We start from the raw sequence: 26,628 nt of genomic DNA, 5'->3' as shown, positions 1-26,628 counted from the left end.
GGGCCGGGCCCCGCGGCGCCCCCGCCCCGCCCCCCGGGCCCCCCCGCCGCGGGGGGGGCCCCCCCCCCCGGCCCCCCCCGGCCCCCCCGCCCCCCCCCCCCCCCCCCCCCCGCCGTCCCGGGCGGACGCGCCGCCCGGGGGCCTCAGCCGCGTCCGCGTCGCCGGCGCAGGAGGAGGAAGGCGGCCAGCGCGGCGCTCGCCACGAGGAGCGGGACGCGCCGGTCCTTCGCCCCGGTCAGGACCGCTCCGGCCTTCTCGCGCACCGGCTCCGGGGTCTTCTCGGCGGCGAGGTGACCGGCGCGGGCCGCGCCGTCGCGGAGCCGCTCGGCGGCCTGCGCCGTCCGGTCGAGGACCGGGTCGGGGGTCTTCTCCTTCATCAGCCGCGCGGCCTTCACCGTCCCCTCCCGGAGCCGTCCGGTGACGAGCGCGGTCTTCTCGGCGGCCTGTTCCTGGAGTTCGGCCGCCTTCTCGCCGGTCTGGCTCCTGACGCCGGCCGCCTTCTCCCTGACCTGGGTCCTCACCTCGGCGGCCTTCTCCCTGGCCTGGGCCGTGACGTCGGCGGCCTTCTCCTTCGCCTGGGCCTTCACGTCGGCCTTGGCCGCCAGCGCCTCCACCGTCCGGCCGAGTTCGTCACGGGTGTGCTCGGCCTGCTCGCGCAGCTCCTCCAGGGTGGGCGCGGACTGGTCCTGCTGGAAACGGTCGTCGGTCATCGGTGGGCCTTCTCCCTGATCTCGGCCACGTCGGCCTTGACGTTGTCGATGGTCTGCCGGGGCGCGGGCGCGCCGGCCTTGTCGATCTGCTTCTTCCCGGCCGCCGCCGTCGCGGCGGCGGCCACCGCGAGCAGGGCGGCGACGATCAGGGCCGAGGCCCAGACCGGGAGGACCAGGGCGAGCGCCGCGATCCCCGCCGCGACGAGGGCCTGCGCGGCCAGGACGCCGATCAGGCCGGCGCCGCCGAACAGGCCGCCGCCCACGCCGTAGCGCCGGCCCTTCCGGGTCATCTCGGCGCGCGCCAGCCGCATTTCGTCGCGGACCAGTTCCGAGATCTGCTGCGACGCCCGTGAGACGAGCTCGCCCACCGACGCGTCGGCGGTACTGCCGTGGTCCGGCCGTCCGGCGGTGCTCATGGGACTCACCACTTCCTTCGTCTGCTCGGCCGGGTCCGTTCCGCGCGGGGGCGGCCGCCGGCCTCTCCGATGCGTCGCCGGGTCCGCCGGCCGGACCGGCGGGTGCCGGTGCCGTCCGGGCGCGGGGGCCCGGTGGCCCGCCGGTCGTGGCGGCCCGGCCGTCCGCCCTCGGGGCGCGTGTACCCCGCGTCCCCCGGATCACTCGACGGCCGTCAGGGCCGGAACCGGCGGCGGGCCGGGAGGCCGGGCGCGCTCCGGAGGAGGAGGCCGGGCGCGCTCCGGAGGAGGAGGCCCGGCGCCCTGCGGACCAGGACGGCGGCCACGGCGCCGACCGCGGCGCCGGCCGCCACGTCGGAGGGGTAGTGCGCGCCGCTGTGGACGCGTTCGACCGCCACCAGCGCCGCCGGTACGGCGCAGGCGGCTCCCGCCGGGGGGCAGGACGCCGTGACGGCCGCGGTGAAGGCGACGGCCGCGGCGGTGTGTCCCGAGGGGAAGGAGGAGCTGTCGGGCCGGTCCTCCACGTCGTCGTGCGGAATCCATTCCTCCGGCGGCCGGCGGCGTTCGACGAGCTGTTTCGCGACCCCGTTGGAGAGCAGTTCGGCCACCGCCATGGCCGTGATCCCGGCGGCCGCCGCCCTGCGGCCCCTCGGGCCCCCGGCGGCCGCCATGAGCACGGCCGCCGCCCACCACAGCTTCGTGTGCTGGGCCGCCTCCTCCACCGGGGGCAGGACCCGGCGGGCCCAGGGGGAGTCCCAGGCGGCCATCCGCCTGGTCAGCCGGTGGTCGCGGTCGCGCAGCGTCGCCAGAGGTCTCATGCGCGTCCGTCTCCCCGCACACCGGCGTTCCACACGGTGTCCGTTGCCCGCCCGGTGTCCGTTGCCCGTCCGGTGTCCGGCCCCCGCCCGGTGTCCGTCCCCACGGCGCTCACTCCTCCAGGCGACGGCGGTCCTCGTCGCTCCACTTCCGCGTGTCCCGGGGCTCGACGTAGGGCTCCTCGTCCTCCGGGTGGCCGCCGGCGACGGCGCGCTGCCGGGACATCTCGGCGTCGAACTCCAGGCCGAGCAGGATCGCGAGGTTGGTGATCCACAGCCACACCAGGAAGACGATCACGCCGGCCAGTGCCCCGTACGTCTTGTTGTACGAGGCGAAGTTCGCGACGTAGAACGCGAAGCCCGCCGAGGCGACCATCCAGATGGCGAGCGCCAGGAAGCTTCCGGGCGTGACCCACCTGAACCCCCGGCCCTTGGCGTTCGGGGCCGCCCAGTACAGGAGGGCGATCATGACCGTGACGAGCAGGACCAGGACCGGCCACTTCGCGATCGACCACACCGTCACCGCGGTGTCGCCCACGCCGAGCGCGGCGCCCGCCTGCCGGGCGAGGCCGCCGGTGAACACGACGATCAGCGCGCTGACGACGGCGATGACCATCAGGACGACGGTCAGCGCGAGCCGCAGCGGCAGGACCTTCCACACCGGGCGGCCCTCGGGCATGTCGTAGACGGCGTTGGATGCGCGGATGAACGCGGCGACGTACCCCGAGGCGGACCAGACCGCCACGGCCAGACCGACGACCGCCATGAACGAGCCGACGCCCGCGTTGCCCTGCAGCTGCCGGACCGCGTCGGTGATCACGTCGCGCGCCGGGCCCGGGGCCAGCTTCTGGAGGTTGTCCATCACCCGTTCGGTCGCCGAGTCCCCCGCGATCCCCAGGAGCGACACCAGCACCAGCAGGGCCGGGAAGAGCGCCAGGACCCCGTAGTAGGTCAGCGCCGCGGCCCGGTCGGTGAGCCCGTCGTCCTGGAACTCCTTCAGCGTGCCCTTCAGGACGGCCTTCCACGACCGCCGGGGCAGCTCGGACAACTGGTCCGGCGCCCGCTCCTCGACCTCCGCGTCCGGCCCGGCGGAGGCGTCGCGGCCCCCGCCGGGTCCCGTGGCGCGGTCGGCGTCGTGGCGTCCCCGGTGGTCGCCCTGTCCGGGCTTCGGTGTGCGTGTCATACCTGGCGGCTTTCCCGCCGGGCGCCGCCCATGCCCACCGCGTACCGCCGTTCGTGTCCGCCGGGGCCGCGCGGCGTCCGGGTCAGTCCCCCAGCACCTCCGCGAAGTGCTTGTTCACCGCCAGGAGGCCGCCGTCGACGCGGAGGACGGTGCCGGTGATCCAGGAGGCGTCCGGGGAGGCCAGGAAGGCGACGGCGGCGGCGATGTCGTCGGGGGTGCCGACGCGGCCCAGGGGGTAGACCCGGTCGGCGAGCGCGGCGAGCCCGGCCTCCCTGCCCGCCCAGGCCCGGGTCGCGATCGTGCCCGGGTCGATCTGGTTGACGCGGACCCCGCGCGTCGCCGCGTCGCCCGCCAGGGTGCGGGTGAGGGAGGCGAGGGCCGCCTTGGCGGCGCTGTACGCGTGGTTGCCGAAGTCCGCCTCCGCGTTGACCGAGCCGATGGTGACGATCGCCCCGCGCCCGCCCGCCGCGAGGTGCGGCAGCGCCGCCCGCGCGCAGCGGACGGCGCCCATGAAGGTGATGTCGTGCTGGACGGCCCAGCCCTCGTCCGGCTCGTCCTCGAAGCGTTCCCGGTCGGGGGTCACCGGTCCCAGGGCGTTGTTCACGAGGACGTCCAGGCCGCCGAAGGCCTCCACCGCGTGGGCGACGGCCGCGTCCACCGACTCCTGGTCGGCCACGTCGCACCGGACGGCGACCGCTCCCGGCAGTTCCGCGGCCGTCGTCCGGGCCGCCTCCCCGTCGATGTCCGCGACGAGGACCCGCGCGCCCTCCGCCGTGAGGCGCCGGGCGGTGGCCGCGCCGATGCCGCGCGCCGCGCCCGTGACCAGTGCTCCGTACCCGCTGAGGCGTTCCCTGAGATCCATGGGGTGATCACAGCACCGGACACGCCCCTCGCACCAGGGGTCCCGGCCGTCAGCCGGTGGACACCCGCTCGACGCGCGGCTCCGCGACGGACCTGTAGTCCTCCGTGGACAGGGCGAGCGAGCGGTCGAGCCGCGCCGCGTTGAAGTAGAGCTCCTCGTGGACCAGCAGGTCCGGGTCCACGACCAGTTCGAGGCGCTCGTCGAAGGAGAACGGCAGGATCGTGCCGCTCGGGGAGCCCGCCAGCTCCTCCGCGATCCCGGGGGAGGCGAAGGAGACGTACGTGCCGCCGTACAGCGCCTTCACCGCCGCGAGGTCGATCCGCCGGTCGCCCGGCACGACGACGAGCGCGAACCGCTTCTCCTTCTTGCCGGTCTTGACCATCGCGACGATGCACTTGGCCGCCTGCGCGAGCGGGTGGCCGCGCAGCGCGCTGACCGCCTCGGTGGCGCCCTCGGGGGCGTGCTCGATCACCCGGTAGGCGGCCCCGCGCCCGTCGAGGAGGGCGAGGAGCTTCTCGTACGTGGCGTACGGGGCGGGGGCGTCGTGGGTGTCGGGGGCGTCGTGGATCTCGTGGGCCTCGTGGGCGTCGTGCACCAGGTCGTCGGCGGTCATGCGTCTCGCTCCCCTTGCGACAGGTCTGCTCTCCGGCGCGTCGACCCTACTCGTCACGGGACCCCGGCCGCACCGTCCGTCACGGCAGCACCGACCGCACCGCCCGCACCAGCGCCTGGGCGCGCGGGTCCGCCGTGACCGTCTTCCGCATGCCGTTGGTGACGTACGCGAAGGCCGTCCCGGACTCGGGGTCCGCGAAGGCGAGGGAGCCGCCCCGGCCGGGGTGGCCGAAGGACGACGGGCCGAGGAGCGGGGAGGCCGGGCCGTGCAGCATGTGGCCGAGGCCGAAGCGCGTGCCGACGAGCAGCACCCGGTCCTGGCCGGCGGACTCCTCGGTGCGGGCGAGGGTGACCGTCGCCGGGGCGAAGAGCCGCCCGGCGCCGTCCACCGGGCCCAGGGTGGCGGCGTAGAAGCGGGAGAGGGCGCGGGCGGTGGCGACGCCGGCCGAGCCGGGCAGTTCGGCGGCCCGGTAGACGGGGTCGTTCTCGTCGGGCGCCGGGTCGATGACGCCGAAGGCGCGCCGGGTGAGGGAGTCCGGGTCCCGGTAGGCCTCGGTGACCGCGCGCCGGGGGCGCAGCCGGAGCGCGCCGCTCCCGGCCGGTTCGGTCGCCTCGACGGGCCCGATGCGGCCGGCCCGGTGGGCCTCCGCGTCCGGGAGGCCGATCCACAGGTCGAGGCCGAGCGGGCCGGCGATCTCCTCCGCCACCCAGCGGCCCGCCGTCCGGCCGGTGACCCGGTGGACCAGGCCGGACAGCAGCCAGCTGAAGGTGTGGGCGTGGTAGCCGTGGGCGGTGCCGGGCTCCCAGACGGGGGCCTGGGCGGCGATCGCGGCCGTCGCCGTCGGCAGGTCGATGGCCTCGGCGAGGGTGAGGGGCCGGTCGAGGACGGGCACGCCGGCCCGGTGCGCGAGGAGGTCCCGTACGGTCACGCGGTCCTTGCCCGCCGCCTTGAACTCGGGCCAGTACGTGCCCACGGGGGCGTCCAGGTCGAGCAGGCCGCGCTGGTGGAGGAGGAGGGGGACGGCGGCGGCGACGCCCTTGGTGGCCGAGCGGACGACCTGGGCGGTGTCCTCGGTCCAGGGGTCCCCGCCCGCTTCGCCGTCGACGTCCCGGCTGCCCGCCCACAGGTCGACGACCCGGACGCCGTCGTGGTGGACGGCGACGGCCGCCCCGCGCTCGCCGCGCTGTTCGAAGTTGCGCAGGAAGGCGTCCCGGACGGGCTCCCAGCCCGCCGCCACCGTGCCCCGGACGTCCACGTTCCCGCTCCTCGTCTCGCCGTGTTCCGACCCTCCATGGTGCAACGCGGCGCGCGGGGGGCCGGGCCCGGGGCCCTCAGGCCACCGGCCGGGGCACGAAGCCGAACGGCAGCTCCAGGCGGTGCCGGGCCATCAGCTCCTCGTCCGCGAGGAGTTCGCCGGTCGGCCCGTCGGCGACGATGACGCCCCCGCCGAGGATCACCGCGCGCGGGCACAGCTCCAGGGCGTACGGCAGGTCGTGGGTGACCATCAGGACGGTGACGTCCAGGGAGCGCAGGAGGTCGGCCAGCTCGCGGCGCGAGGCCGGGTCCAGGTTGGAGGACGGTTCGTCGAGGACGAGGATCTCCGGTTCCATGACGAGGACGGTCGCCACGGCGACCCGGCGGCGCTGCCCGAAGGAGAGGTGGTGCGGCGGCCGGTCCGCGTACTCGGCCATCCCGACCCGTTCCAGGGCCCGCCGCACCGCGGCGTCGAGTTCGGCGCCGCGCAGTCCGGCGGCGGCCGGGCCGAAGGCCACGTCCTCGCGGACGGTCGGCATGAACAGCTGGTCGTCGGGGTCCTGGAAGACGATGCCGACCCTGCGGCGGATCTCGGCCATGTGCTTCCCGCCGACCGGGAGCCCGGCGACGGTGACGGTGCCCGCGCCGCCGGTGAGGATGCCGTTGAGGTGCAGGACGAGGGTGGTCTTCCCGGCGCCGTTGGGGCCGAGGAGGGCGACCCGCTCGCCGCGCCCGACGGTCAGGTCCACCCCGAAGAGGGCCTGGTGGCCGTCGGGGTAGGCGTACGCGAGGCCGCGCACGTCGAGGGAGGCGGGGGCGGTGGGGGCAGCGGTCATCGGAGGGTCCGTCCCAGGAGGCAGATCAGGAGCGCGGTGAGCGGCAGCGCGGCGGCACACGCCCACTGGACGCGGGTGGCGGCCGTCGCGTCGAGGACCGGCACGGTGCCGGTGTAGCCGCGGCTGACCATGGCCAGGTGGACGCGTTCCCCGCGCTCGTAGGCGCGGATGAAGAGCGCCCCCGCGGACTTGGCGAGGACGCCCCAGTGGCGCACGCCCCTCGCCTCGAAGCCGCGCGAACGGCGGGCCACGGACATGCGGCGCATCTCGTCGGTGACGACGTCGCCGTAGCGGATCATGAAGGAGGCGATCTGGACGAGCAGCGGCGGCAGCCTCAGCCGCTGGAGGCCCAGGATCAGGGCGCGCAGCTCGGTCGTGGCGGCGAGGAGCACGGAGGCGGCGACGCCGAGCGTGCCCTTGGCGAGGACGTTCCAGGCGCCCCACAGGCCGGGGACGCTCACGGAGAGCCCGAGGACCTCGGTCCGCTCGCCGGGCACGACGAAGGGCATGAGCAGCGCGAACGCGACGAACGGCACCTCGACGAGGAGCCGCCCGAGCAGGAGGCGCGCCGGGACGCGGGCCCTCGCCGCCACCACCCCGAGGAGCGCGGCGTGGAGGGCGAAGGCCCAGACGGCCTCGCGGGGCGTCGAGACGACCACCAGGACGAAGCCGAGGACGGCGACGAGCTTGGTGTGCGGGGGCAGCGCGTGGACCGGTGAGTCTCCGGGCAGGTGGAGCCCGTGGGCAGGGCCCGCACCCACGTCAGGCCGCCCCGGCTTCGGCGCGGGCCCGGCGGCGGCGCACGACGCGGAAGGCTCCGGTGCCGACGGCCAGGGTCGCGCCCACGCCGATGACGCCGGCCAGGCCGCCGGAGAGGCGGGCGTCGGCGACGTCCTCGACGCCGTAGTCGGCGAGCGGCGAGCCCGCGGCGGCGTGCTCCTCGGCCTTGGCGTCGATGCCCTGGTCGGCGGCGACCTTCTCCAGGCCGTCGGGGCTGGCGGAGGCGTAGAAGGAGACGAAGCCGGCGAGGACGAGGGCGGTCACGACGCCGCCGGCCCACAGCCTCCTCGCGGAGCCGGCGGGGGCCGGTGCGGGCAGGGGCGCGGGGCCGGCGTCCACGAGGTCCCCGCCGACGCGGAGCTTGAGCGGGGCGGTCAGGCCGCGCGCGCCGTACACCAGGTCGGGACGGACGGCGATGACGGCGCCGACGGTCAGCGTGGTGATGACGGCCTCGCCGATCCCGATGAGGACGTGCACGCCCACCATGGCCGTGAGGACCTTGCCGACGGGGACGTCGGTGGTGCCGCCGACCGCGTAGAGGAGGGTGAAGGCGACGGCGGCGGCCGGTACGGAGACGAGGGCGGCGGCGAAGGAGGCGACGGTCACCGAGCGGCGGGTGCGCGGCAGGACCAGGACGAGGCCCCGGAAGAGCGCGTAGGCCACGACGACGGTGACGACGCCCATGACGGTGATGTTCACGCCGAGGGCGGTGAGGCCGCCGTCGGCGAAGAGGACGCCCTGCATGAGCAGGACGACGGCGATGCAGAGGACGCCGGTCCAGGGGCCGACGAGTATCGCGGCGAGGGCGCCTCCGAGGAGGTGTCCGCTGGTTCCGGCGGCGACCGGGAAGTTCAGCATCTGGACGGCGAAGACGAAGGCCGCGACGAGGCCGGCGAGCGGCGCCGTCCGTTCGTCCAGTTCGCGGCGGGCCCCGCGCAGGGCGGCGGCGACGGCACCGGCGGCGGCGACGCCTGCGGCGGCCGACACGGGGGCGTTGATGAATCCGTCGGGTACGTGCACGTCGGAATGATGGGTGTTCCTGCGAAGAGGTCGCAAGAGCGCACGGGTCACATCATGGCCGCGCACGCCCGCGCATGACCTGCGGAACCATGGGCAGAAGCGATACATCGGTCGATAGAAGGACAATCTTTCAGGAGCTCCCGATGGCCGCCGCACCCGCCCCCGCAGTCGAAGACCGTGCCAAGGGCCGGATCGTCGGTGACGCGCCGGTCTCCCGGCCCGTCCCGGTCGCCCTCCGGTACGACCCGGACTTCTCCCCGGCGACCGTCCGCTTCGTCTTCCCGGGCGCCGTCGAGTGGTCCTTCCCGCGCGCCCTCCTGGAGAAGGGCCTGCGCACCCCGGCACGGCGCGGGGACATCGGGGTCTGGCCCTGCGGGCGGGTGCAGACGGTCGTCGAGTTCCACACGGAGGACGGGGTGGAGGTGGTCCAGTTCGACACCGCCGCCCTGGTCCGCTTCCTGCGGCACACGTACTCCTCCCGCCCCGCCGGTACGCGCGCGCCGTCCGCGCGTCCCTGAGGACGCGCGGACGGCGGGCGGGGCCGGGGCCGGCGGGCGGTCCGGCCCGCCGGTCAGACCTTCACGAGGTCCGGCCTCGGGTCCGCGCCGGTCCCGTCGTCCCCGCCGGTGCCCGCGGCGAGGCCCTCGCCCTCCACGTCCACGTTCGGCAGGACGCGGTCCAGCCACTTCGGCAGCCACCACGCCTTGTGGCCGAGGAGCGCGAGGACGGCCGGGACGATCGCCATGCGGACCACGAAGGCGTCGAAGAGGACCGCGACGGCCAGGCCGAAGCCGATCATCTTGACCATCTGGTCGGTCATCCCGATGAATCCGGAGAAGACCGCGATCATGATCACGGCGGCGGCGGTGACCACCCGGGCGCTGTGCCGGAAGCCGGTCACGACCGCCTCGCCGGGCCGCTCGCCGTGCACGTACGCCTCGCGCATCCGGGTGACGAGGAAGACCTCGTAGTCCATCGCGAGGCCGAAGACGACGCCCACCATGAAGATCGGCATCATCGACATGACCGGGCCGGTCTGCTCGACCCCGAAGAGGCTTCCCAGCCAGCCCCACTGGAAGACCGCGACGACCGCGCCGAGGGCCGCGACCACCGAGAGCAGGAAGCCGAGGGCCGCCTTCAGCGGGACGAGCACCGAACGGAAGACCAGGGTCAGGAGCAGGAAGGCGAGGCCGACGACGAGGGCCAGGTAGGGCACCAGGGCGTCGTTCATCTTCTGCGAGAAGTCGATGTTCATCGCGGCGGCGCCGGTGACGAGGACGTCGTCGCCGGTGGCCTCCCGGATGTCGTGGACCAGGTTCTCGGTGGCGCCGGAGGACGGGCGGTCCTTCGGGACCACCGTGATCGTCGCGGCGTCGCCGGCCTTGTTCGGGGTCGCCGGGGTGACGGCGGCCCAGCCTTCGAGACCCTTGATCGTCGAGACCGTCCGGTCGGCGGTGGCCCGGTCGCCGTCCACGACGACGAGCAGCGGACCGTTGAAGCCGGGGCCGAAGCCGTCGGACAGCAGGTCGTACGCCCGGCGCTCGGTGGCGGAGACCGGCTTCACGCCGTCGTCCGGGAGGCCCATCTCCAGGGAGGCGGCGGGCAGGGCGACGGCACCGAGGCCGAGGACGCCGACGAGGAGCACGAGGACGGGACGGCGGATGACGAACCGGGCCCAGCGGGTGCCGCCGTTCGGCTTGCCGGTCTCCGTCCCGGAACCCTTCTCCGCGCCCTTGCGCGCCTTGCGGCCCACGACCCTGTCCCCGGCGAAGCCGAGCAGGGCCGGTATCAGGGTGAGCGCGATGAGGACGGCGACGACGACCGTGCCGGCGGCGGCGAGGCCCATCTTCGTCAGCATCGGGATGTTGACGACGGCCAGGCCGACGAGGGCGATGACGACGGTGAGCCCGGCGAAGACGACGGCGGAGCCCGCCGTGCCGGTCGCGCGGCCCGCGGCCTCCTCCTTCTCCCGGCCCTCGGCCAGCTCCGCGCGGTAGCGGGAGACGATGAAGAGGGCGTAGTCGATGCCGACCGCGAGGCCGATCATCATCGCGAGGATGGAGGTGGTGGAGCCCAGGTCGAGGACGTTCGCGAGCGCCGTGATCGTGGAGACGCCGATGCCGACGCCGACGATCGCGGTGAGCAGCGGGAGTCCGGCGGCGACGAGCGAGCCGAAGGTGACGACGAGCACGACGCCGGCGATGACCACGCCGACGACCTCGCCGGCGCCGGTCTCGGGCATGGTCTGGAGGGCGTCGCCGCCGATCTCGACGGTCAGGCCCTTGCCCTGCGCGTCGTGCCCGGCCTGCTTCAGGGCCTCGCGCGTCTCGGCGGTCAGCTCCATGGCGTTGCCCTGGTAGGTGACCGCGACGTAGGCGGTGGAGCCGTCCTGGGAGACGGCGCGCGTGGTGTACGGGTCGGCGACCGAGACGATCTGGTCCGATCCGGACCTCAGCGCGGCGACGGTCTCCTCGACGACGGCCTTGTGCGCCGGATCGGTCACCTTCCGGCCCTCGGGGGCCTTGAAGACGACCCGGGCGGTGGCTCCGTCGGCCCCGGCGCCGGGGAAGCGTTCTTCGAGCAGGTCGAAGGCGCGCTGGGCCTCGGTGCCGGGTATCGAGAAGGAGCCGGAGGTGGCGGCGGGCGCGGTCGCGGCGCCGGCGCCGGCGAGCGCGAGCAGCGCCACCCAGAGGAGGGCGACGAGCCGGCGGCGCCGGAAGGCGGAGCGGCCCAGCTTGTGGAGGAAGGTGGCCACGGGTGCGTACTCCCGGTGTGGGGCGGGACGGGACAGGACGGGGGAGCCGGCCCGACGGCGTGAGCGGTACGCGGTCAGGGGGTGTGGTGCGGTGGGGTCAGGGGTGCCGGACGCCGAGTGAGGGGAGCACGACGGCGTCGACGTAGGCGCTGAGGAAGGCGTGGTCGACCGGCCGGTCCTCGATCAGCGGGCGGGCGACGAGCGCCCCGACCAGCATGTGCGGGACGAGGTCCAGCGCCGGGTTGCCGGCGTCGACCTCGCCCCTGCGGACCGCCCGGCGCAGCACTTCGCGGAAGGCCGTCATCTCGGGTTCGATGAGGAGTTCGCGCAGCGCCCGGTGCAGGTCGGGGTTGTCGTGGACGGCATGGGCCAGGCCCCGCATCAGCGCGGAGTCCTTCTCCATCTGGCAGTCGTCGGTCCGTTCGAGCATGGCCCGGAAGTCGCCGCGCAGCGAGCCGGTGTCGATCTCGGAGAGGTCGGCCGGCTTGTTGTGGCGCAGCGCCCGGGCGACCAGCTCGGGCTTGCTCCCCCACTGGCGGTAGAGGGTGGCCTTGCTGGAGCGGGTGCGGGCGGCGACGGCGTCCATGGTGAGGGCGTCGTAGCCGACCTCACGGAGGAGGTCGAGCACGGCCGTGTACAGCTCGGTCTCCCGCTCGGGAGTGAGTCTGCTGCGTGCCATGGCGATGGCTCCCTCCGGTGGTCCGCCCCCGACGCGTGCGAACGAAACGGTTTCGTACCGTACGAAGATAACCCCGCGCCCAGCGAAACGAAACCGTTTCGTACGTGTCCCGGGCCACACCTCCCCGCGCCGCGCCCCGCCGCGGACACGCACGAGTTGCCCCGCCCCCTCCGCGCGGGAAGCATGGTGTGGTGAGTGACGACGTCGCGTATCTCCGTTTTCCGCACCTCCACGACGACCTGCTGTGCTTCGCCGCCGAGGACGACCTCTGGGTCGCCCCGCTCGCGGCCGAGGGACACCGCCCCGGCCGGGCCTGGCGGCTCACCGTCGACCGGACCAGGGTCGGACACCCCCGCTTCTCGCCGGACGGGCGCCACATCGCGTACACGAACTGGCGCAGCCTGGACCCCGAGATCCACCTCGTCCCCGTCGACGGCGGGGCGACCCGGAGGCTCACCCACTGGGGCTCCACCGACACCCGGGTCTGCGGCTGGACTCCCCCCGACAAGGACGGCCGCTCCGAGATCCTCGCCGTCTCCTCGCACGGGCAGCCCTTCTCGTACTACTCCTGGGCCTACACCGTCCCCACCGACGGCTCCCCCGGCCGCCGGCTGCCCTGGGGCCCCGTCTCCGACATCGCCGTCACCGACGACACCCCCGCCCCCGGCCACGACGGCGAACGGTGCACCCTGCTCCTGACCGGGAAGCCGCCGCACGAGCCGGCGGCCTGGAAGCGGTACCGGGGCGGCGCCACCGGCCGCCTCTGGCTGCACGGGAAACGGCTGCTGCCCGACCTCGGCGGGCACCTCGACTGCCCCATGGCCGTGGACGGCCGGGTCGCGTTCCTCTCCGACCACGAGGGCGTCGGCAACCTGTACTCCTGCCGGCCCGACGGCACCGGCCTGCTCCGCCACACCGACCACGCCGACTTCTACGCCCGGCACGCCTCCACCGACGGCCGCCGGGTCGTCTACCAGTGCGCGGGCGAACTGTGGATCGTGGACGCCCTCACCCCCGGCTCCCGCCCCCGCAGGCTGGAGGTGCGGCTCGGCGGCCAGCGCGTCGGCCGCCGCCGCTACCAGGTGCCCGCCGCCCACCACGTCGACGCGGTCTCCGTGGACGAGACCGGCCGGGCCAGCGCCGTCTCCGTCCGGGGCAGCCTGTACTGGCTGACGCACCGCGACGGCCCGGCCCGCACCATCGCCGACACCCCGGGCGTCCGGGTCCGGCTGCCCGAGATGCTGGGCAGCGGCGGCCAGGTCGCGTACGTCACCGACGCCGACGGCGAGGACGCCGTCGAGGTGGCGTACCTGCCGCGCGTCAGCGGGGACCGGCCGCCGCGCCGGCTCGTCTCCGGCGGACTGGGCCGGGTCGAGGAACTGGTCGCCGACCCGGACGGCGAACGGATCGCGCTCGCCTCCCACGACGGCCGGCTCCTCCTCCTGACCGTGCCCGGGGAGACCGGCGCCACGGACGCCGAAGGGCCCGGCGCCGAGGTCACCGAGCTGATCAGGTCCGTCAACGGGCCCGTCCGCGACCTCGCCTTCTCCCCCGACGGCGACTGGCTGGCCTGGTCCCACCCCGGCATCGGCCGCTCCCTGCGCTCCATCCGGATGGCCCGCATCGCGGGCCCCGGCGCCCCCGCCGTCGTGGACGTCACCAACGGGCGCTTCGAGGACGAGAACCCCGTCTTCACCCGCGACGGCCGCTACCTCGCCTTCCTCTCCTGGCGCGGCTTCGACCCGGTGTACGACGTGCACACCGGCGACCTGTCCTTCCCCCTGGGCTGCCGCCCCTACCTCGTCCCGCTCTCCTCCGCGACCCCGTCCCCCTTCGCGCTCCTCCCCGACGGGCGGCCGGCGGCCGGCGGCCTCGACCCGGCCGACGACGACGCGGAGACGGCGGACGGCACGGTCACCGTGGAGACCGAGGGCCTCGCCGACCGGGTCACGCCCATCCCGGTCGCCGCCTCCAAGTACTCCGCCCTGCACCCGGTCAGCGGCGGCGGCCTGGTCTGGCTGCGCTGGCCCATCTCCGGCGCGCTGGGCGAGACCTTCGCCAACCCGGCCGACACCTCGGGCCGCCCCACCCTGGAGCACTTCTCCATCACCAAGGCCCGCAAGAGCGAACTCGCCTCCGACCTCGACTGGTTCGCGGTCAGCGGCGACGGGACGCGGCTCGTCGTCGCGGACGAGAACGAACTGCGGGCGGTGCCCGCGACCGAGCCCGGGGACGGCGACTCCACCGTCTACCTGGACCTGCGGCGCATCCTGCACGAGGTCGATCCCGGAGCCGAGTGGCGCCAGGCCTTCGACGAGGCCGGGCGGATCGTCCGCGCCTACTTCTGGGAGCCCGGCATGGGGGGCGTGGACTGGACGGCGGTCCTGGACCAGTACCGGCCGCTGGTCGAACGGGTCTCGTCGCCCGACGAGTTCGCCGACCTGCTCCGCGAGGTCCTGGGCGAGCTGGGCACCTCGCACGCGTACGTCACCCCCGCCCGCCGCAACGAGGGCCCGCCGCACTACCAGCGGCCCATGGGCCTGCTCGGCGCCAACCTCGTGCTCCGGGAGGCCGGCTGGACGGTGCGGCGCATCCTGCCCGGCGAGTCCTCCGACTCCAAGGCCCGTTCCCCGCTCGCCGGCACCGGCATCCGCGAGGGCGCCGTCCTCACCCACGTCGACGGCCGCCCGGTGGACCCGCTCACCGGGCCGTACCCGCTGCTCTCCGGGACCGGCGGCACCACCGTCGAGCTGACCTTCCGGCCCGCCGGGGGCGAGGGGCCGGCCCGCCGCGTCGCCGTCGTCCCGCTGGTGGACGAGCGCCCGCTGCGCTACCAGGACTGGGTGGCCAAGCGCCGGGCCGTGGTGCGCGAACTGAGCGGCGGGCGCTGCGGGTACCTGCACATCCCCGACATGGGCGGCTCCGGCTGGGCGCAGTTCAACCGGGACCTGCGCATGGAGGTCTCCCGGCCGGCCCTCATCGTGGACGTGCGGGGCAACGCCGGCGGCAACATCAGCGAACTCGTCGTCGAGAAGCTGACCCGCAGGATCGTCGGCTGGGACCTCACGCGCGACGCCCAGCCCGTCGGCTACCCCACCAACTCCCCGCGCGGTCCGGTCGTCGCCCTCGCGGACGAGGCGACCTCCTCCGACGGCGACATGATCACCGCCGCGTTCAAGATCCTCGGCCTCGGCCCCGTCGTCGGCCAGCGCACCTGGGGCGGGGTCGTCGGGATGACCGGCCGCCACCGGCTCGGGGACGGCACGCAGATCACCGTGCCGATGAACGCGGCCTGGTTCCCCGAGTACGGCTGGTCCCTGGAGAACCACGGCGTGGAACCCGACCTCGCGGTCCTGCGCACCCCGCTGGACTGGGCGGAGGGCCGCCACGCCCAGCTGGACGACGCCGTCCACGTCGCCCTGGCCCTCCTGGAGAAGAACCCGGCGGCGAGCCCCCCGGGGTACGTGGACCTCCCGGACCGCTCCCGGCCGAAGCTGCCGCCGAGGCCGGACGGGCGGAACGGGCCGGACGGGCGGGACGGGCCGGACGGGCGGGACGGCTGAGACGCGCCGCGCACGCCTCCGGACCGGGCCCGCCGCCGGGCGGCTCGGGACCGGCCCGGAGGCCGGCCGGTCATCTTCCCGAACTCCCTTCCCCCATTGGCGAGTTCGCCGCGCGGCGTTCGCGTCCCCGGTCCGCCCCGTGGGCCGCGGCGGTATCGTCCGCGAAACCTGGTCTCGTTGAAGTGTCCTGCGCCCCCCGGATACCAAGGACACATCAGCGCTCGTCACCAGCAGGGAGACCGTGATGTCCGTCCGGCGTTTCACCCCCGAGGGCCTTCTTCAGCCCACCCCCTACCACCACGTCGCCGTCGGCACCGGCAGCAGGCACGTCCACGTCAGCGGGCAGACCTCCAGCCTCGCCGACGGGACGCCCGTCGCGGCGGGAGACCTGTCCGGGCAGGTCGCGCAGGCCCTGCGGAACACCGCGCGCGGTCTCGCCGGAGCCGGCGCCACGTTCGACGACGTCCTGCGGCTGACGTTCTACGTCACCGAGTGGGAGCCGGAGAAGATGGGGGCCTTCATGGCCGGGGCGGAAAGCGTCGCGGACGAGATCGGCCTGCCGACGCCCTTCCCGCCCTCGTCGCTCATCGGCGTCGACCGCCTCTTCGCGCCCGGCGTGCTCGTCGAGGTCGAGGCCACCGCCCTCGTCGACTGACCCGCGCCCCCCGCGCGGGAGGGAGGGGCGGGGGCGCGGACTCAGGCCGCCCCCACCACCCCGTACGCCAGGTCCAGTTCGTACGCGGTCCCCGCGCGGCCGTCGAGCGTCACGCTTCCGACCGCGCCGAACCCGACCCGCCCGAGCACGGCCCTCGACCCCGCGTTGTCGAGGGTCGTGACGGCGGTCAGCCGGCTCAGCCCGTACTCCTCGCGGGCCAGCCGGCACACCTCCCGCACCCCGGCCGTGGCCACCCCGCGTCCGGTCGCCCGTTCGGCGACCCGGTAGCCGAGTTCGGCGCTCCCGCCGGCCACGTCGACGAGGTTGAAGCGGCCCAGGACCTCCCCGTCCTCCCCCACCAGGACGTGGAAGTGGACGGTTCCGGCCTCCTGTTCGCCGAGCAGGGCCCGGTGCCGCTCCTCGAAGCCGGTGAAGTACGCGTCGCCCCGGTCGGGCACGGACGCGGCGAAGTAGGCCCGGTTCTCCCGCTCGAAGGCGAGCAGGGCGGGGGCGTGGTCGGGGCGCAGACGCTGGAGTACGGCCATGGGCGCCACCGTACGGAGATCCGGCGCGGAACGCGTACAACTTTCCGCTCCTTCGGCAGTCAGTACGAGTGCCGGTGCACCGCGCGCCGGCGCCCCGGGAGGAAAACGAAGGTGCCCCACGCTTCCCCGAACCGACGCCGGCTCGTCGCCGCCGTCACCACCGTCCTCGCCGTCACGCTCGGCGCGGGCTCCCTGGCGGGCCCCGCGACCGCCGTCCCCCCGACGTCGGCCGTGACCGTCACGGCGGACGCCGCCGCGGCCCCCGTCCCCTTCCCGAAGGACCACCGGCTGCTCGCGGCCGGAGCGGGCGGTTTCCTGGCCGAGTCCTACGACGGCCGGTCGAAGCGCTTCGTCCGGTACGCGGACGGCTCCGTGGTGGACCACGGCTTCCCGACCGCCATGCGGTCGACGCGGACCACGGACTTCCTGGTCTTCCAGGAGATGTCCGGGGTGACCCTCCGGAACCTGTCCACCGGGTCGGCGCTGAGGGTTCCCCTCGGCACGGCGCCCGGAACGGCGTACGCCGGGGCCGTCGGGGACGCCGTGTTCACGACCGTGCGGCCCGACTCGGGCACGGTCCTGTACAAGCACACCGAGGCGGGCGGCACGGAGCGCGTGACCGGCCTCCCGGCCGGCGTCACCGGGCTCACGGTTCTGCCCGGCGCCCCCGACGAGGCCCTGGTCGCCTTCACGGCGGGCGGGGTGACGAAGTGGGGCCGGATCGGCTCCGCCGCCCACGCCGTCGAGGAGGTTCCCACCGCCGGCGTCCCGGCGGGCGCCTCGTTCGCCGCCGTCTCCGCGACGCACACCGCGTGGGCCGACGGTTCGGACCCCTCCCGTCCGGCGATCGTCCTCGTGGACCGCGCCGACGGCTCCGCCCGGAGGGTGCCGGTCGAAGGCACGTGGGGCAACCACTTCCGGGTCGCCCTGGTCGGCGGCTGGGTCGTGTACGGGGACACGGGCGGCCTCGCCTTCTCGGGCCCGATGTACGCCCTCACCGCGTACAACCCGGCCACCGGGGCGAGGGTGAAGCTCCTCGACCACCTGACCTCGGCGGCCGGAGGCCCCGACGGGAGCCTGTACGTGCGGGGCGGCAGCCTCGCCGAGGGCGGCGGCGAGGGCGTGTACCGGATCACGGCGACGGGGGACGCGCGCCCGGCCGTCACCCTGGTGGCGTCCACCGGCGAGCCCACCGCGATGACGGTCACGGGCCACGACGTCCCCGCCACGGTCGACCTCGACAGGAACGCCGGGGTCGCGAGGTTCACCTGGAACCTGTCCCGGACCGGCGCGGAGGTGGCGCTCACCGTGCGGCACACCCGGACCGGCCAGTCCCAGACGTTCTACGACCACCCGCAGTCGGAACGGAAGGCGGTCTTCGACTGGCAGGGCGAGTACAACGGCGACTACACCTGGCGGCTGACCGCCCGTCCGCTCAACGGCCTCGGCCCGACCGCGACCGCGACCGGCGGCTTCAGGACCACCCGCACGCCCAAGCCGCACGACTTCGACGACAACGGCGCGCCCGACGTCCTCCTCCGTGACGGCTCCGGCCGCCTGTGGCGGTCGGACACCTCCTACGGCACCCAGCTCCTGGCCGATCCGCGCCGGCTCGTCGGCGGCGGCTGGCAGGTCTACGACCGCATCGAGGCCACCGGGGACGTCGCGGGCTCGGCGGTCGGCGACCTGGTCGCCCGGGACAGGGCGGGCGACCTCTGGCTGTACCGGGGCGACGGCCGCGGCGGTTTCACCGCCCGGACGAAGGTGGGCGGCGGCTGGCAGGCCTACGACCAGCTCGCGGGCGGCAGCGATCTGACCGGCGACGGACGGGCCGACCTGGTCGCCACGGACAAGTCCGGCGACCTGTACCTGTACAGGGGCACGGGCTCCGCCACCGCCCCCTTCTCCGCCCGGAAGAAGATCGGCGGGGGCTGGGGCGTCTACGACCGGCTGACGGCCGTGGGGAACGTCGCGGGCGGCCCGGCCGGAGACCTCTTCGCCCGGGACAGGGCCGGTGTCCTCTGGCAGTACCTCGGCAAGGGCGACGGCGGCTTCGCCCCCCGCACCCGGGTGGGCGGCGGCTGGAACACGTACCGGGACCTCGTCGGCACCGGCGACGCCGACCGCGACGGCCGGCCGGACCTCGTCGGCTTCGGCCCGGCCGGCGAGTACCTCCACCGGGGCACCGGCCAGTGGCGGACGCCCCTGTACGGGGCCCGGCTCGCGGCCCTCACCTCCGGCGACGGCCCGTACGACTCCGTCGCCTGACCGGCCCGGACCGCGCGAAGGCGCACCCGGTCTCCCGGGTGCGCCTTCGGTGCGAACCGGCGGACGTCAGGCGTCGCGGTCCTGGCCGGAGCGGGTCCGCGCCTCCTGCTGGGCCCGGCGCGTCGCGTCCTCGGAACGCTCACGGCCCTGGGAGGCGCGCTCGGACGCTTCGTCCTTCGCGTTGCCCATGGCCTTCTTGCCCTGCTCCTTGAGCTGGTCCGCCTTGCCCTTGAACTGGTCCTGCATACCCATGGAAGTTCACTCCTAGCGAGGTGGGGGACGACCTGTCCCCGGCCTCGACCAGCCTCACACGGGCGGACATTCCACGCATGTCGATCAATTACGGACAGTGAGGTCCGGGGGAAGGGCCCTTCTCCGAAGCCCTCCCCCGGACCCCGCCCCGGGCTCGCGCCGGTCAGGCCTTCCCGGCCCTCGCCCGCTCGTCGGCCGCGCCCCCCGCGCCCACGAGTCCCTTGGGGATCGAGCCGAGACGCGGCTCGAAGCGCTTCACCTCGCGCTGCCCCACGACCCCGATCAGGGAGGGCAGGTAGCCGCGGATCGACTGCATCCCGCGCAGCCACCACTGGGCGTAGACGTGGGGCGAGCGCCGCTCGACGCCCTCGACGATCCGGTCGACGGCCGGGCCGAGGGGGTACGTGCGGTTCGACGGCCACGGCAGCCGCTGCCGCAACTCCCGCATGACGTCGTCCTGGTCGGCGCCCCGGACCATGTCCGTGTCGGTCCAGGAGAGGTAGCCGACGCCGACCTTCACGCCCTTGTGCGCGACCTCGGCCCGCAGGCTGTGCGCGAAGGCCTCGACGCCCGACTTGGAGGCGCAGTACGCCGTCATCATCGGCGCCGGGGTGATCGCGGCGAGCGAGGCGATCTGGAGGAAGTACCCGCGGGACTCCATGAGGACGGGCAGGAACGCCCGGCCGGTCACCGCGCCGCCGATCAGGTTGACCTCGATGACCCGGCGCCAGGCGACCGGGTCGGACTCGGCGAACGGACCGCCCGTCGCGACACCGGCGTTGGCGACGACCACGTCGACCTTCCCGAACCGCTCCTTCACCTCGGCCGCGACCCGGGCCATCGCCTCGTGGTCGGTGACGTCGGCGTGCCACCAGTCGGCCTCGGTGTGCAGCCGCCCGGCGACCTCCTTGAGGAGTTCGGGCTCCAGGCCGACGAGCGCGATCCTCGCGCCGCGCGCCGAGAGCTTGCGGGCGAGGAGTTCGCCGACGCCCCGGGCCCCCCCGGTGACGACCACGACCTGGCCTTCGAGACTCACCCTGCTCATGCTTCCTCCTTGACGTGCGCGGTGTCCTTCGCGCCCAGGTACGTGAGGGTCAGTTCACGGATCTGCGCGGTGACGGCCTCGGGCGCCTCCATCGGCGTCATGTGGCCCACACCGGTCAGCCGGACGAAGTCGGTGCAGTGCGGCAGCGCGTCCGCCATGGCCTGGGAGTGGGCGGCCGGGGTGAGCCGGTCGGCGGTGCCGACGAGCACGGCCACCGGCAGCCGCAGGGACCGCAGTTCCCGTTCGAGGTCGAGGCCGGCGAGGACCTGCGACCAGCCGTGGCGCGCGCCGCGCGGGCAGGCGTGCACGATCCGGGCGCAGGCGTCGACCCGCTCCGGCGCCGTGCCGGGGCCCATCGTCGCGTACTTCAGGACCTTCTTCGAGACGGCGTTGACCGGGCCGAGCGGCGCGTTCGAACCGAGGACGGCCCGGGTGAGCCGGGTGCGCAGCCGGCCGGGCCGCAGCGGCACGACGGTGGCCCCGGCGGTCAGCCGGGAGGGGCCCGTGGAGCAGAGCAGGACGGCGGCGGCGTGGTCGCGCAGGCCGTTGCGCTCGGCGGCGGCCATGATCGTCATGCCGCCCATGGAGTGGCCGGCGAGGACGGCCCGCTCGCCGGTGGCGAGGGTGGCGGAGAGCACCGCCTCCAGGTCGTCGGCGAGCGCCGTCGTCGAGTAGCCGCCGGGGCCGGGGTCCGGCGAACGGCCGTGGCCGCGCTGGTCGTAGGCGATGACCCGGTGGTCGGCGGCGAGCGCCCGTATCTGGTCGGCCCAGAAGCCGATCGAGCAGGTCCAGCCGTGGGCCAGGACGACGGCGGGGGCGCCCTCGGGGCCGTACACCTCGACGTGGAGGCGGGAGCCGTCGGCGGAGACGGCGGTGAGTTCGCGGGCCTCGGGGAGCGGGGTCAGGTGCCGGCTCACTGGGCGGCCTCCTTCGTGCGGGGCGGACGGGTCTTCGCGGCCGGGGCGGGCCGGGGCGCGCGGAGGACCTCGTACTCGGAGAGGTCCACCCGCCGGGTCTCGCGCCGGAACTCGCCGGTGGTGCCCGGCCAGAGGGTGGTGTTACGGCCGTTGGCGTCGAGGTACCAGCTCTCGCAGCCGCCGGACTTCCAGACGGTCCGCTCCATCCGGGCCTGCACCTTGCGGTTCCAGGCGTTCACGGCGGAGGGCCGGACGGCGAGGGCGGCGCGCCCGCCGAGGACGTTGAGCTGGCGCAGGTAGTCGGCCATGTAGTTGAGCTGGGACTCGATCATCAGGATCATCGAGGAGTTCCCCAGGCCCGTGTTGGGGCCGATGATCGTCATCCAGTTGGGGAAGCCGGCGGCGGTGGCGCCGCGCAGCGACTCCATGCCGTCCTTCCAGGCCTCGGCGAGCGAACGCCCGTCGGCGCCGACGACGCGCGGGGCGATCGGCATGTCGGTGACGTGGAAGCCGGTGCCGAAGACGATCGCGTCGGCCTCGGTCTCGGTGCCGTCGGCGCCGACCAGGGTCGAGCCGCGGACCTCGCGGAGCCCGGAGGCGACGACGTCGACGTTGGGCCGCGCGACCGCCGGGTAGTACGTGTTCGACAGCAGGATGCGCTTGCAGCCGATGCGGTACGAGGGGGTCAGCCGGGCCCGCAGCGCCGGGTCCTTGACCGCCCTGGCGATGTTGGCCCTGGCGAGCTTCTCGACGAGGCCCAGTTCGCCCGGGTGCTTGGTGAAGGCGCCGACCTGGAGTTCGCGGATGCCCCAGAGCAGGCCGCGGCGGAGGGTCGCGGTGAGGGGCAGGGCGCGGTGGAGCCGGCGCTCGACGCCGGTGATGTTCCGGTCCATGCGGGGCATGACCCACGGGGGCGTGCGCTGGAAGAGCGTCAGCCTCTCCACCCGCGGCTGGATCGCGGGCACGATCTGGATGGCGGAGGCGCCGGTGCCGATCACGGCGACGCGCTTGCCGGTGAGGTCGTAGTCGTGGTCCCAGCGGGCGGAGTGGAAGACCTTGCCGGGGAAGTCGGAGAGCCCCGGGATGTCGGGGATCTTGGGGTCGGAGAGCGGTCCGGTGGCGGAGACGACCACCTCGGCGCTGAAGGACCCGGAGGAGGTCTCGATCTCCCACCGCAGCGTCTCGGCGTCCCACACCATCCGCAGCACCTCGTGGTTCAGGCGCAGGTGCGGCCGGATGCCGAAGGTGTCCGTGACGTGCTCCAGGTACGCGCGGATGTGCCGCTGTCCGGAGAAGGTGCGGGGCCAGTCGGGGTTGGGCGCGAAGGAGAAGGAGTAGAGGTGGGAGGGGACGTCGCAGGCACAGCCCGGGTAGCTGTTGTCGCGCCAGGTGCCGCCCACGGAGTCGGCCCGCTCCAGGACCACGAAGTCGGTGATCCCCTCGCGGCGCAGCCGGACGGCGGCCCCCAGGCCGCCGAATCCCGATCCGATCACCGCCACCCGTACGTGCTCGTGCTTCGCCATGCCGCCTCCCGTGCGTCCGGCCCATTCCGCCAGCAATCACTGGCATGGTGGGGACTGTAGAGCAGCGCCCTACCGAGCGGTAGGGGTACGACGAGGGAAAGTTACCGGCGGTACAACATAGGCTGGCGGGCGTGGCAGAAGGATCGGGTCCGGGGACGGGCGCACACGGAGGCCGACGCGGCACGACGGACGACGGCGGCACGGAGACCGGCACGACGGGCCCCGACGGCGCGAAGGGGGGCGGCGTGGCGGGGGGCGGCGTGACGGGGGGTCCCGGCACCGGCTCCGCGACCGCCGCCGGCGGCGGCGTGCGCGAGTACCGCGTGGAGGAGCTGGCGGCGGCGGCGGGCATCACCGTGCGCACCCTGCGCTTCTACCGCGAACGGGGCCTGATCCCGCCGCCGCGCCGCGAGGGCAGGATCGCCTGGTACGACGAGCAGCACCTGGCCCGGCTGCGGACCATCGCCGCCCTCCTGGAACGCGGCCACACCCTCAACGGCATCGCCGACCTCACCGCCGCCTTCGAGAGCGGCCGGAACGTCCGCGAGGTCCTCGCCCTGGACACCCCCAGCGAGGAGGAACCGGTCCGGCTCACCCCCGAGGAGCTGGCGGACCACTTCGCGGGCGAGGTCACCCCGGAGAACTTCGCCGCCGCCCTGGAACTCGGCTATCTGGTGCCCGACGGCGAGGAGATCGTCCACGTCAGCCGCCGCCTCCTCGGCGTCTCGGCCTCCCTCGTCCGGGAGGGCGTCCCGCTCGCGGAGGTCCTCGGGGCGGGCGCCCGGGTCCGCGAGCACGCCGAGGCCCTCGCGGAACTCTTCACCGACCTCCTGCGCGCCCACGCCGCCGAGGAGGACCTGTGGCGCCTGCGCCCCCTCGCCAAGAGCGTGGTGGAGGCGGAACTGTCCCTGGCCCTGGACAGACGACTGCGCGACAAGCCCTGAACCGGCCCCGTCCGGCTCCGACCGCGAACAACACGGCCGGACGGGCTCCCCACCGCCTCCTACGCCCCGTAGACGACGGTGACCGGCGCGTGGTCGCTCCACCGCTCGGCGTGGGTGGCGGCCCGTTCGACGTGCGCCTCCACGGCCCTGGCGGCGAGTCCGGGCGTGGCGATCTGGTAGTCGATGCGCCATCCGGCGTCGTTGTCGAAGGCCCGTCCCCGGTAGGACCACCAGGAGTAGGGGCCCTCCCGGTCGGGGTGGAGCGCCCGTACGACGTCCACGTACCCCCCGTCCTCCCCGTCGAGGACACGGCCCAGCCACTCCCGCTCCTCGGGCAGGAAGCCGGCGCTCTTCCTGTTGGCCTTCCAGTTCTTGAGGTCGGCCTCGCGGTGGGCGATGTTCCAGTCGCCGCAGACGACGACCTCGCGTCCGCCGGCGGCGGCCCGGGCCCTCAGCTCCTTCAGGTACGGCAGGAACTCGCCCATGAAGCGGTACTTCTCGTCCTGCCGCGCGGTCCCGGCCTCGCCGGAGGGCAGGTACAGGCTGGCGACGGTCACGCCGGGCAGGTCGGCCTCGACGTACCGGCCGCCGCCGTCGAACTCGGCCGACCCGAAACCGACGCGCACCGCGTCCGGCTCCCGCCGGGTGTAGAGGGAGACCCCGGCGCGCCCCTTGGCGGCGGCGGGCGCGTGCACGGCGAACCAGCCCTCGGGCGCCCGCACCTCCGGGGGCAGCTGGGTCTCCTCGGCGCGCACCTCCTGGAGGCAGAGGACGTCGGCGGAGGTCCCGGCCAGCCACTCGACGAAGCCCTTCTTGGCGGCGGCGCGGAGACCATTGACATTCACGCTGGTGACGGTGAGCATCCCGGGAGAATACCGGCACCCACAATACGTACACACGTACGATGAATCGCATGCACATCCAGCCCACGCCCTATGACCACCCCGACGCCGTGAAGCTCAATGACGCGGTGCAGGCGGAATACGCCCTCCGCTACGACGACGAGGGCGACGTCACACCGCTGGACGCCACGATGTTCGTTCCGCCGCGCGGCCTCTACCTCCTCGCCTACACCCCCGAGGGCAAGCCCGTCGCCACCGGCGGCTGGCGCACCCAGGACGAGAACGACCAGGGCTACTCGGACGGCGACGCCGAACTGAAGCGCATGTACGTGGTCCCGGAGGCGCGCGGCCTGGGTCTGGCCCGCCGCATCCTCGCGGCCCTCGAAGCCGACGCCCGCGCCGCCGGCCGCGTCCGCATGGTCCTGGAGACCGGCGACGCCCAGCCGGAGGCCATCGCCCTCTACACCTCCAGCGGCTACGAGCCCTGCGCCAAGTTCGGCCACTACCGCGACCACCCCAGCAGCCTCTGCTACGCCAAGCCGCTGACCTGACGCCCCGTCGCGACGGCCCGCCGCGCGGTTCCCCCGGGACGGCGGGAGGCGACGGACGGTGCCGGGCACACGACCGGCCGGGCGCCCGGCACCGGTCCTCACCCGCGGGCGAGGACCGGACACGGTCGTGGATGCGCCCGGAAACGCGAGAGTCCCGCCCGGTCTTGCGACCGGGCGGGACTCTCGTTGTCTGTGGACCTGTGGGGATTTGAACCCCAGACCCCCTCGATGCGAACGAGGTGCGCTACCAGACTGCGCCACAGGCCCTTGCGACGTGTGAAACATTAGCACCCCGACCGGCGAGAACAAAAATCGCTTCCGCCGCAGGTCACCGGGGAGGCCCCCGGACCCGCGCGGCGACCGTCGCGCCGTGCGCGGCGGGGCCGGACGGGGCGGCTCCTCGCAGACCGTCCCGGCGTGCCGTTCTACTTCGCCTCTCCGGACGTCCCGGACGACGCGGCCCCGCGCCGGAGGGCGACGGGGCGGGGGTGGGCCCCGGGGCTCACTCGTTGGCGGCCCGGGGGCGGTCGTCGTCGTCCGCGTACTGGTCGAAGAGGGGGGTGCGGCCCTGGTCGCGGCCCCGCCGGGGCGGGGTGGCACGGCGGCGGGGGGCCGGAGAGGGGGCGGGGGCCGGGTCGGCCGCCGTGGAGGAGCGGGCCGCGCTCCAGGTGTCCGGGTCCGTGATGTCGACGCCGCTCGTGGCGCGCGGGGCGACCGGGGCGGTGACGTACGTGGGGAGCGGGACGGGGACCGGGTCCCAGCTGTCGCCGCGGGCCGGGCCGCGCTCGCGCTGCTGGTCCACCCACTCCGCGTGGTCGGTCTGTTCGACCAGGGCGCGCCGGTCGGCCTCCTGCGGGGAGACCGCCGGGGCCGTCGCGGGCGTCGTCCCGGCCTCCGGCGCGGGCGTCGGGGCGGGGCGGCGGCTCTCGCGCAGCCGGGCGGCCGCCGCTTCGGCGCGGCGCCGGTCCATCACGTACACGAAGCGCCGCCGCTCCTGGGTCCGCAGGTGGACGATGTACGCGCTGAGCAGCAGGGCGGGGGCCGCCGGCGCCCACAGGAAGGGGACCCCGCCGACCGCCGCGACGACCGCGCCGAGCGTGAAGGCGAGGAAGAGGACGATCGTGGTCCGGCGGCGCCGGGCGAGGACCTTGCCCCGGCGGGCGCGCTCGGCGGCCCCGGGGGCGGGGCGGGCCGGGAAGGGGGCCGGTTCCGGTTCCGGGAGTTCCAGGCGCGCCTCGGTCCTGGTCGCGGGCGCGGAAAAGGCCCGGACGTCGACCGAGCTCAGGTGCTCGGTCACCGCGTCCGGGTCCACGTCGGGCGTCGGACCCTCCGCCGTACGGTCCCGCTCCTTCAGCTCCTTGGCGTAACGGCGCTCCATGCCCGCCCGTCCGGAAAGCAGCCGGATGGCGGTGCTGAAGCGTTCCGTCGGACGGGCTTCGTTCAGCTCGTCCTGCCTGCGGAGCCACATCGGCACCAAGTAGGCGGCCCAGGCCCCGACGATGACTGCGTAGATGAGGCCGCTGCTGCTCACGATTCACACGGTAGAGGGGTTCGCGCGAAGGCATCGGCCAATTGGCCCGGTGTGTCGCACGATCTGGCTGAT

At 74.8% G+C, this 26,628-nt stretch carries 25 protein-coding genes and 1 tRNA gene; 6 read left to right on the top strand and 20 right to left on the bottom strand.

What is annotated here, in order from left to right; all coding sequences use genetic code 11:
• Positions 1 to 143: 143 nt before the first annotated feature.
• The 10 genes from ACZ3IL_RS18680 to ACZ3IL_RS18635 all read right to left on the bottom strand — a co-directional run bounded on the left by ACZ3IL_RS18680 (position 144) and on the right by ACZ3IL_RS18635 (position 8,486).
• Positions 144 to 710: a DUF3618 domain-containing protein gene (locus ACZ3IL_RS18680; RefSeq protein WP_467391509.1), complete on the bottom strand. Its 567-nt coding sequence runs from the start codon at positions 708 to 710 to the stop codon at positions 144 to 146.
• Complete coding sequence (locus tag ACZ3IL_RS18675) at positions 707 to 1,126, bottom strand: phage holin family protein (protein WP_467391508.1); 420 nt, start codon at positions 1,124 to 1,126, stop codon at positions 707 to 709. Before ACZ3IL_RS18675 ends, ACZ3IL_RS18680 begins: the two co-directional genes overlap by 4 nt.
• 212 nt (positions 1,127 to 1,338) lie before the next feature.
• The gene (locus ACZ3IL_RS18670) at positions 1,339 to 1,941 is read right to left on the bottom strand and encodes a phosphatase PAP2 family protein (protein WP_467391507.1); all 603 of its coding nucleotides are present in this window, start codon (positions 1,939 to 1,941) and stop codon (positions 1,339 to 1,341) included.
• Positions 1,942 to 2,050: 109 nt separating this feature from the next.
• Complete coding sequence (locus tag ACZ3IL_RS18665) at positions 2,051 to 3,121, bottom strand: YihY/virulence factor BrkB family protein (protein ID WP_467391506.1); 1,071 nt, start codon at positions 3,119 to 3,121, stop codon at positions 2,051 to 2,053.
• Positions 3,122 to 3,203: 82 nt separating this feature from the next.
• Positions 3,204 to 3,983, bottom strand: coding sequence for an SDR family NAD(P)-dependent oxidoreductase (locus ACZ3IL_RS18660; RefSeq protein ID WP_467391505.1), 780 nt, complete (start codon positions 3,981 to 3,983; stop codon positions 3,204 to 3,206).
• 49 nt (positions 3,984 to 4,032) lie between these two features.
• Positions 4,033 to 4,596 (bottom strand): YbaK/EbsC family protein, encoded by a 564-nt coding sequence (locus tag ACZ3IL_RS18655; RefSeq protein ID WP_467391504.1) that lies wholly within the window; start codon positions 4,594 to 4,596, stop codon positions 4,033 to 4,035.
• Positions 4,597 to 4,675: 79 nt separating this feature from the next.
• A complete protein-coding gene (locus ACZ3IL_RS18650; RefSeq protein WP_467391503.1) occupies positions 4,676 to 5,851 on the bottom strand; it encodes a serine hydrolase domain-containing protein in 1,176 nt (391 codons plus the stop codon).
• Between the two features lie 76 nt (positions 5,852 to 5,927).
• A complete protein-coding gene (locus ACZ3IL_RS18645) occupies positions 5,928 to 6,686 on the bottom strand; it encodes an energy-coupling factor ABC transporter ATP-binding protein (RefSeq protein ID WP_467391502.1) in 759 nt (252 codons plus the stop codon).
• Positions 6,683 to 7,447, bottom strand: a complete 765-nt coding sequence (gene cbiQ, locus ACZ3IL_RS18640; protein ID WP_467391501.1) for a cobalt ECF transporter T component CbiQ — start codon at positions 7,445 to 7,447, stop codon at positions 6,683 to 6,685. The genes ACZ3IL_RS18645 and cbiQ overlap by 4 nt, the downstream gene beginning before the upstream one ends.
• Position 7,448: 1 nt before the next feature.
• Entirely contained in the window at positions 7,449 to 8,486 is a 1,038-nt protein-coding gene (locus ACZ3IL_RS18635; protein ID WP_467391500.1) for an energy-coupling factor ABC transporter permease, read from the bottom strand.
• A gap of 143 nt (positions 8,487 to 8,629) precedes the next feature.
• On the opposite strand from ACZ3IL_RS18635, the gene ACZ3IL_RS18630 reads away from it, so the two are divergent.
• A complete protein-coding gene (locus tag ACZ3IL_RS18630) occupies positions 8,630 to 9,004 on the top strand; it encodes an SsgA family sporulation/cell division regulator (RefSeq protein ID WP_467391499.1) in 375 nt (124 codons plus the stop codon).
• Between the two features lie 53 nt (positions 9,005 to 9,057).
• Here the strand turns inward: ACZ3IL_RS18630 and ACZ3IL_RS18625 are convergent, their stop codons facing one another.
• On the bottom strand, positions 9,058 to 11,241 hold the full coding sequence (locus tag ACZ3IL_RS18625) for an MMPL family transporter (RefSeq protein ID WP_467391498.1): 2,184 nt from the start codon (positions 11,239 to 11,241) through the stop codon (positions 9,058 to 9,060).
• A 97-nt stretch (positions 11,242 to 11,338) separates the two neighbouring features.
• Entirely contained in the window at positions 11,339 to 11,920 is a 582-nt protein-coding gene (locus tag ACZ3IL_RS18620; protein WP_467391497.1) for a TetR/AcrR family transcriptional regulator, read from the bottom strand.
• A 191-nt stretch (positions 11,921 to 12,111) separates the two neighbouring features.
• Between ACZ3IL_RS18620 and ACZ3IL_RS18615 the strand changes: the two genes are divergently transcribed.
• On the top strand, positions 12,112 to 15,483 hold the full coding sequence (locus ACZ3IL_RS18615; protein ID WP_467391496.1) for a S41 family peptidase: 3,372 nt from the start codon (positions 12,112 to 12,114) through the stop codon (positions 15,481 to 15,483).
• A 244-nt stretch (positions 15,484 to 15,727) separates the two neighbouring features.
• The gene (locus ACZ3IL_RS18610; protein ID WP_467391495.1) at positions 15,728 to 16,138 is read left to right on the top strand and encodes a RidA family protein; all 411 of its coding nucleotides are present in this window, start codon (positions 15,728 to 15,730) and stop codon (positions 16,136 to 16,138) included.
• A gap of 41 nt (positions 16,139 to 16,179) precedes the next feature.
• Here ACZ3IL_RS18610 and ACZ3IL_RS18605 read toward each other — a convergent pair whose 3' ends face one another.
• A complete protein-coding gene (locus ACZ3IL_RS18605; protein WP_467391494.1) occupies positions 16,180 to 16,683 on the bottom strand; it encodes a GNAT family N-acetyltransferase in 504 nt (167 codons plus the stop codon).
• A 111-nt stretch (positions 16,684 to 16,794) separates the two neighbouring features.
• Here ACZ3IL_RS18605 and ACZ3IL_RS18600 point away from each other — a divergent pair, with 111 nt between their 5' ends.
• A complete protein-coding gene (locus tag ACZ3IL_RS18600) occupies positions 16,795 to 18,951 on the top strand; it encodes an FG-GAP repeat domain-containing protein (RefSeq protein ID WP_467391493.1) in 2,157 nt (718 codons plus the stop codon).
• 66 nt (positions 18,952 to 19,017) lie between these two features.
• On the opposite strand, the gene ACZ3IL_RS18595 is transcribed toward ACZ3IL_RS18600, so the two are convergent.
• The 4 genes from ACZ3IL_RS18595 to ACZ3IL_RS18580 form a co-directional block, all read right to left on the bottom strand.
• Positions 19,018 to 19,203, bottom strand: a complete 186-nt coding sequence (locus ACZ3IL_RS18595; protein WP_467391492.1) for a hypothetical protein — start codon at positions 19,201 to 19,203, stop codon at positions 19,018 to 19,020.
• Between the two features lie 163 nt (positions 19,204 to 19,366).
• On the bottom strand, positions 19,367 to 20,248 hold the full coding sequence (locus ACZ3IL_RS18590; protein WP_467391491.1) for an SDR family oxidoreductase: 882 nt from the start codon (positions 20,246 to 20,248) through the stop codon (positions 19,367 to 19,369).
• On the bottom strand, positions 20,245 to 21,153 hold the full coding sequence (locus tag ACZ3IL_RS18585) for an alpha/beta fold hydrolase (protein WP_467391656.1): 909 nt from the start codon (positions 21,151 to 21,153) through the stop codon (positions 20,245 to 20,247). The genes ACZ3IL_RS18590 and ACZ3IL_RS18585 overlap by 4 nt, the downstream gene beginning before the upstream one ends.
• Before the next feature lie 8 nt (positions 21,154 to 21,161).
• Complete coding sequence (locus tag ACZ3IL_RS18580) at positions 21,162 to 22,688, bottom strand: flavin-containing monooxygenase (RefSeq protein ID WP_467391490.1); 1,527 nt, start codon at positions 22,686 to 22,688, stop codon at positions 21,162 to 21,164.
• Between the two features lie 260 nt (positions 22,689 to 22,948).
• Between ACZ3IL_RS18580 and ACZ3IL_RS18575 the strand changes: the two genes are divergently transcribed.
• Positions 22,949 to 23,632 (top strand): MerR family transcriptional regulator, encoded by a 684-nt coding sequence (locus tag ACZ3IL_RS18575; protein WP_467391655.1) that lies wholly within the window; start codon positions 22,949 to 22,951, stop codon positions 23,630 to 23,632.
• A 59-nt stretch (positions 23,633 to 23,691) separates the two neighbouring features.
• On the opposite strand, the gene ACZ3IL_RS18570 is transcribed toward ACZ3IL_RS18575, so the two are convergent.
• Complete coding sequence (locus ACZ3IL_RS18570; protein WP_467391489.1) at positions 23,692 to 24,495, bottom strand: exodeoxyribonuclease III; 804 nt, start codon at positions 24,493 to 24,495, stop codon at positions 23,692 to 23,694.
• A gap of 50 nt (positions 24,496 to 24,545) precedes the next feature.
• Here ACZ3IL_RS18570 and ACZ3IL_RS18565 point away from each other — a divergent pair, with 50 nt between their 5' ends.
• Positions 24,546 to 25,025, top strand: a complete 480-nt coding sequence (locus ACZ3IL_RS18565) for a GNAT family N-acetyltransferase (protein WP_467391488.1) — start codon at positions 24,546 to 24,548, stop codon at positions 25,023 to 25,025.
• Between the two features lie 193 nt (positions 25,026 to 25,218).
• Here ACZ3IL_RS18565 and ACZ3IL_RS18560 read toward each other — a convergent pair.
• A tRNA-Ala gene (locus ACZ3IL_RS18560) sits at positions 25,219 to 25,292 on the bottom strand.
• Positions 25,293 to 25,527: 235 nt separating this feature from the next.
• Positions 25,528 to 26,556 (bottom strand): divisome protein SepX/GlpR, encoded by a 1,029-nt coding sequence (gene sepX, locus ACZ3IL_RS18555; RefSeq protein WP_467391487.1) that lies wholly within the window; start codon positions 26,554 to 26,556, stop codon positions 25,528 to 25,530.
• Positions 26,557 to 26,628 lie beyond the last annotated feature (72 nt).

The organism is Streptomyces sp. NPDC014907 (assembly GCF_055562975.1).
The sequence above is the reverse complement of the archived record's forward strand: the minus strand, read 5'-3'. Positions and strand labels throughout refer to the sequence as shown.